This window comes from uncultured Mailhella sp. (assembly GCF_947631555.1).
Lineage (GTDB): Bacteria > Desulfobacterota > Desulfovibrionia > Desulfovibrionales > Desulfovibrionaceae > Mailhella.
The window spans coordinates 24,101-30,625 of record NZ_CANRLT010000027.1 but is presented as its reverse complement, the minus strand read 5'-3'; the positions used below and the strand labels follow the sequence as shown (position 1 = coordinate 30,625).

Sequence of the window (6,525 nt, the reverse complement as noted above, 5' to 3'; positions counted from 1 at the left end):
GTCACAGCGTTGCAGCGCGCAATCCAGGATGACAGCTCCGCGAGCGAGTTCACGCGGCTGTCATCCTGGATCCAGCTATGCATGAGGGCGAGTAACGTGTCCATATCTAGTGTTTTTTCTTTATCAGATTTTTTATCCAGTCTTTTAACTTACGAAGCTGTCTTTTGAGACGCCGATGAAGCATCCGATTAAGCTTTGTTGCAAGTCTTTGATTTTCTTTATTTAATAATTGATATTCCTGACTTAAGCGTTGATTTTCCTGTCTTAGCCACACGACATAGTTGCGGTCTGGATAGAGAGATCTGTCAATTTTGTTTCCGCAAAAAATCATGTTTGTCCAATCTAATATGTCAATGAGAGTATAATTTTTCAGGCAAAACCAATGATCACTTCCAAATATTTTGATATCCTTTGCGGTTTCTCCCCACAAACGTATATAGTCATAAAGTACAGGTTTAATATGGATCTCTTCAGAGACTTCTTCAGTGGTATGAGGAATATGTTCATGTTCCAGATATCGCCTCCAGCATGAAGTCGGCCCCACAAGTTCGGCACCGACATCCAGTGTTGCGGGTAAAAAGTTGAAGTGTACATCAACGATCCAGCAATTTTTAATAGTACTTGATACAGCTATAGGTGTTTGAGAAACATATTGAAATGCACGAAGTAAAATAACAACTTTTGTTTCTGGTTTACAGAATTGTGCAAGAAGGGGTAGTGAACCATCGGTTGCAACTACTTCATCCGCTCCTGCCATGATGGAAAGCTGTTCGGTGAAAGGAAGCTGCTCCGGGTGGACGATTTCATACCCGCGTTTCTTATAAAAATTTTCGAAATATTCTTCATTAAAGGTTATTTCCCGTTTGCTTTTGAGTGCTGAGCGTGAAAGATAGACTTTTTTATAGGGTCCGGGCTTTACCAACGATCGCATATAATTAAATATTTTATCCACACCAATTCTATAGTTCGAAAAAAAGTAAAATGTTTGATCTGGCACGATAACTTTATCAAATTGTGTAGGATATTCAATAATTTCTATTCTATCCTTTGGCAGTCCGGCAGCTTCTAAAATATTGAAAAATGTAAATTTACCCCAAAGTCTATCTTCAATAAATATAAATTTATAGGGTATTTCAGGATGATCTGCAAGATACCAAAGCCTGCTCAGATCATTTGACAGTGTAATTGCGAAAATATTGTGTAATATTCCACCGAAGACAACTGTTTCATGACGAATATGAACAGGTTCTGAAGGTATGTATGATCTTGAGCAGGCTGAAGGCGAGGAGTTATCATGATAGACGAAATGTCCACCCGCGATAAAGTTAAATTTTTTATCACAGACTCCACCCGCGAAACGATTTGGGCCTTTTTGAGCAGGTCTAAGCGGCAGCACTATGCCGTTGTCAACTTCGGTAACCGTAGGGGCTTCCAGTTCATAGTTTTTATTGAGGAGCGTTTTCCATTTTTCCTCATCGTACACAAAAAGTCTGTTCTCAATATCAAAGCTCATCGTGCTCACCTTGTGAAAATAAAATGTTTTTGGTTGGTTAATTAATGTCTGCGTCAGAGTCTCTTGAGGGTGAGGCACAGGACGAGACATAAGCTCAAAAGCAAATTGACAGATGAACTGTCAATGAGTTCTTTTGAAAACGCAGGTTAAGGAACGTATTTTTTGTTTTGAGTTTGAAATATTTATAACATACTAAATTTATAAGATTTTTATTAAAAAACAAGCGTTCCTTCATTTTTGCGGCTATAGAAAAAATTTATAAATTTCAAATAATTAAGTATTCAACATCACTTTAGAAACATCGTTTTTGAACACTGCTCGTATTGCATTCAAGACCATTCTCATATATAGTATTTTCAACAACTCATTGACAGTTCATCTGTTAGTTACATATTTTATAGCTATAACGCTTCCCTGTTTATATTTTTTTTGTTTGGTTTGACTATCCATCCTTCAGACGGATACAGTCCTACCCCGTCTTGTAGGTCTGTGCAGCCTTGCTTGACTGGTCGGGCTGGAGGGGCATGAATAAACGGCATTTCGGCGAGTATTAACACAGATTTTGCAGGGATACGGTTTATTTTTCGGTGCTTTCATTTGTGTTTATCTATTTTCAACATGCTGAAATAATTCCAAGTCTGTTTTGTCCCTTACAGAAAACGCCCCGAAACGCTTTTGCAGGCATTTCGGGGCGCATTCTGCGGTATCGTGTACGGGTGTGGAGAGGAGGGGAGTCAGTTGCCGGTTCTGGCCTGACAGAGGCTTTTGCGATGTGCAGGCGCGGAGGTGCGTCAGAAGTTCAAACTCTCGCCGTCGTCAGGCATAACGACATTCTCCCAGATACCGCGGGCCGTCAGGCGTTTTTTCATTTCCGCCCGTGAAATGGTGGCATGGGCCACGTTGTCCATATGGCTGACAATGACTTTTGCACCGTCACTTGTTCTGACCACCTCTTCCACGTCCGCGTCATCCATGATAAGGCGTCCTTCGTCCAGCAGCACGGCGGCGCAGGCATTCACAATGACAACACTGGGATGCCACGTACGCAGGGTTCTGGCCACGGCGTCATACCAGATGGTATCACCCGCGATATACAGCGTCTTTTCGCAAGGATGGTGCAGAATGACACCGCAGGCCGGGCCGCAGGGAATTTTTGTGCCGTGCCGCGCCGGAACCTTGACGAGATGAATATCGTTCAGCCGGCTGTTCTCATAGAGTACGGTCACTTCCTTGAAGCCGGAGCGCACGAAGGCATGAGCGTCTTCCATGCTCTGCACGAACACCGGGGTGTTCTTGTCAAGAGAGGCGCCGATGGTGCCGTCAGCCGCCATGTCGATGTGATCCGGATGTACATGGGTGCAGATATAGGCATCGACGCCTTCCAGCACCTGTTCACGAGGCAGGGGCAGTCCGCACATGGGCATGGGGATGTCCAGCTTTTCCGGTTCGCAGCGGAACAGTCCTGCACGGGCGCGAAAGGTGCCCATCCCGCCCTTGTCCGTCAGCCAGGGGTCGGTAAGAAAGGTTTTTCCGGCGTATTCAATACGCAGGGTGGCGTTTCTGATTTGCTGTATCTTCATGAACTATTTCTCCACGGTTTGAAGGGGTTCCCGTCTGGGGAAAGATTGCTGATAAGTCGGTGAGCCCAGGGTAAGTCTGTTCTGTGGCCCTTTCTTTTAAGGATGTGAGCATCGGTGGGGTAGAGTTGGAAACTTCCCCTCCCAAAAGCCGAAAGGAAGTCAATACTTGAGCAATACGGAAGAGTGAAAGCAAGTTGTTCGTCCCCGAAGCCTTGCCGCTGCCTGGTTCCGTGCATCTGCCGAGTGCCACGGCATTGCCGGGCGCCGCTGACGCCCGCAAAGCGGCAGTTTTCGAACTCTTTTGTCTTTAAATGATATAGAACGACAGCCGGAAGGCTGTCAACCGTGAACGGTGTACACTCAGGAGATTCCGATCTTTCCTGTTTTGCCTCCTTTCTTTGTGTCCGAAGACGGAAGGGCGTCAAAGGCAGATTTCAGTTTTCGGGCGGGGAGGAGGAGAGAGAAGGGCTGCACGATCAGCCGGGAACAGGAAAGTTTCGGAGAGCGGCACTGTGGAATTTTTATCACAAGTTCCCTAATGGTTGAACCATTTCATCTTCAGAAGGAAAAGAGTACTGAACAAGACGACGAAGCCGATGGAATCCTTTTCCGCAGCCTTTCCCCTCAGGGATGGACAATCTGCATCCCCGCCATCTTGTCGGCAGCAGCGCCAGCCGGAAGAACGCTGCTGCGGATTGAAACATTTATCTGTTGACCGGACTGCCCGAGTTTTGTATTTTACCGGCAAGAGCTGTTATCTTCTTAGCCACAAGGAGTACTTTCATGCGGTATGTGTATCTGTTCAATGAAGGGAATGCGCAGATGAGAAGTCTGCTGGGTGGCAAGGGCGCCAACCTGGCGGAAATGACGAACATCGGCCTGCCGGTACCGTTCGGTCTGACGATCTCGACGGACGCCTGCCGGGATTATTACAAGAGCGGCGCAAAGCTGCCCGAAGGCCTGGTTGATGAAGTCATGCGCAATCTGCGCGAAGTTGAAGCGAAAACCGGCAAGCGCTTCGGCGATCCCGACAACCCTCTGCTGGTTTCCGTTCGCTCGGGCGCTGTTTTCTCCATGCCCGGCATGATGGACACCATCCTGAACCTCGGCCTGAATCCCGTCACCTTCAAGGCCATTGCCAAACTGACGAACAATCTGTGGTTTGCCTGCGATACCTACAGACGTTTCATCCAGATGTTCTCTGACGTGGTCATGGGGATTTCCAAGGAGAAATTCGAGGAGATTCTTCAGGAGCGGAAGACAGCGCAGGGCGTCAAGCTGGATCAGGAACTCAGCGTCGAATCAATGCAGATCGTCATCGAACGGAGCAAGGAGCTTTATAAGAAAGAGCTCGGAAAGGACTTCCCGGACGATGTGAACGAACAGCTCATCCTCGCCATTGAAGCCGTGTTCCGTTCCTGGAACAACCACCGCGCCATTGTCTATCGCAATCTGAACAAGATCGATCACAATCTGGGTACGGCCGTCAACATCCAGTCCATGGTCTTCGGCAACATGGGCAACAATTCCGGCAGCGGCGTGGCGTTCTCCAGAAACCCGTCCACCGGTGAAAACAAGCTGTACGGCGAATACCTGCTCAACGCTCAGGGTGAAGACGTGGTGGCCGGTGTGCGCACACCTCATCCCATCGACCGCATGGCCGAGGAAATGCCCGATATCGACAAGCAGTTCCGCGCTATCGCGAAAAAGCTCGAAGATCATTACCACGACATGCAGGATATCGAGCTGACCATCGAAAGGGGCAAGCTCTATATTCTCCAGACCCGTAACGGCAAGCGCACGGCCCAGGCGGCGCTCAAGATCGCCTGCGACATGGTGGCGGAAGGCCTCATCGACAAGAAGGAAGCGCTGCTGCGCATTGATCCCGAACATCTTTCCCACGTTCTGCACCGCCAGCTTGACACCTCCGCCAAAGTGCCAGTGCTGGCTTCCGGTCTTCCGGCCTCTCCGGGTGCGGCTTCCGGTTCCGTTGTTTTCGACGCCAATGAAGCCGAGCATCTGGGCCGCACGGGCGCCAAGGTCATTCTGGTTCGTGTGGAGACCACGCCTGACGACATCCACGGTATCGTTCAGTCTCAGGGTATCCTGACCAGCCGCGGCGGTATGACCAGCCATGCGGCCGTCGTGACCCGCGGCATGGGCAAGCCCTGCGTGTGCGGCTGCGAGGCCATCAAGGTCGATTACGCGCAGCAGCAGTTCTCAGTGGGTGATGTTGTGGTGAAGAAGGGCGACTCCATCTCCATCGACGGTACCACCGGCCGCGTCATTCTGGGTGTGGTTCCGCTGAAGGACCCTGAACTCTCCGAAGAATACAAGACTATTCTGACCTGGGCCGATGAAGTGCGCACCCTGAAGGTCAGGGCCAACGCCGACACCCCCGAAGACGCCGAAAAGTCGCGGGCCTTCGGTGCGGAAGGCATCGGTCTGACCCGTACCGAACATATGTTCATGGCTCAGGAAAGACTGCCGCACGTCCAGCAGATGATCCTGGCTTCCAACACCGAAGAGCGCATTGCCGCCCTGCGTCCTCTGGAGAAGATGCAGGAAGAAGATTTCTACGGCATCTTTAAGGCGATGGAAGGTCTGCCTGTCTGCGTCCGCCTGCTCGATCCTCCGCTGCATGAATTCCTGCCCAGCCTCCAGAAACTTCTGGTGGAAACGGCGGAACTGCGTGTGCGCGGCAATGATCCGAAGGCTCTGGAAGAGAAGGAGCGTCTCCTCGAACTGGTGGCGCGTCTGCACGAAGTCAACCCCATGCTTGGACACCGTGGCTGCCGTCTCGGCATCACCTATCCCGAAGTCTACGAAATGCAGATGCGCGCCATCTTCAACGCTGCCGCCCGTCTGACTCTCGAAGGATACAAGGTGCTGCCGGAAGTCGAAATCCCGCTGACCATGAGCAAGGCCGAAATGGAAATGCTCAAGGAACGCTGCGACCGCATTGCCAAGGAGTGCATGGAAGAGCGCAAGGCCACCTTCTCCTATATGTGCGGCAGCATGATTGAGCTTCCCCGCGCTGCGCTGCTGGCGGGTGAGATTGCCGAATCCGCGGAATTCTTCAGCTTCGGCACCAACGACCTCACCCAGACCTGCTTCGGCTTCAGCCGCGACGATGCGGAAGGCAAGTTCCTGCCTGCGTATCTCCAGCAGCATATCCTGAAGGAGAACCCCTTCGCCGTACTGGATCGCAAGGGCGTGGGCCGTCTGATGCAGATTGCCATCGAAGAAGGCCGCAAGACTCGTCCCGGTCTCATGTTCGGCATCTGCGGCGAACATGGCGGCGATCCGAGTTCCGTGGAGTTCTGCCATCAGATCGGACTGGATCTGGTGAGCTGCTCTCCCTACCGTATCCCGATCGCGCGCCTGGCCGCGGCGCAGGCTGCTTTGAAGTACCCCAGAGAGGGAAAGTAG

At 50.7% G+C, this 6,525-nt stretch carries 3 protein-coding genes; 1 reads left to right on the top strand and 2 read right to left on the bottom strand.

Features of this window, described 5'->3' with window-relative positions; genetic code table 11:
• Positions 1–106: 106 nt before the first annotated feature.
• Positions 107–1,513, bottom strand: coding sequence for a glycosyltransferase 61 family protein (locus tag Q0Z94_RS05550; protein ID WP_298068029.1), 1,407 nt, complete (start codon positions 1,511–1,513; stop codon positions 107–109).
• Positions 1,514–2,304: 791 nt separating this feature from the next.
• Positions 2,305–3,093: an MBL fold metallo-hydrolase gene (locus Q0Z94_RS05545; RefSeq protein WP_298068028.1), complete on the bottom strand. Its 789-nt coding sequence runs from the start codon at positions 3,091–3,093 to the stop codon at positions 2,305–2,307.
• Positions 3,094–3,876: 783 nt separating this feature from the next.
• Here Q0Z94_RS05545 and ppdK point away from each other — a divergent pair.
• Positions 3,877–6,525: a pyruvate, phosphate dikinase gene (ppdK, locus tag Q0Z94_RS05540; protein WP_298068027.1), complete on the top strand. Its 2,649-nt coding sequence runs from the start codon at positions 3,877–3,879 to the stop codon at positions 6,523–6,525.

Coding starts and splice junctions, on each gene's coding strand:
- Q0Z94_RS05545 (WP_298068028.1), bottom strand. CDS start 3,093: ATGAAGATACAGCAAATCAGAAACGCCACCCTGCGTATTGAATACGCC.
- ppdK (WP_298068027.1), top strand. CDS start 3,877: ATGCGGTATGTGTATCTGTTCAATGAAGGGAATGCGCAGATGAGAAGT.
- Q0Z94_RS05550 (WP_298068029.1), bottom strand. CDS start 1,513: ATGAGCTTTGATATTGAGAACAGACTTTTTGTGTACGATGAGGAAAAA.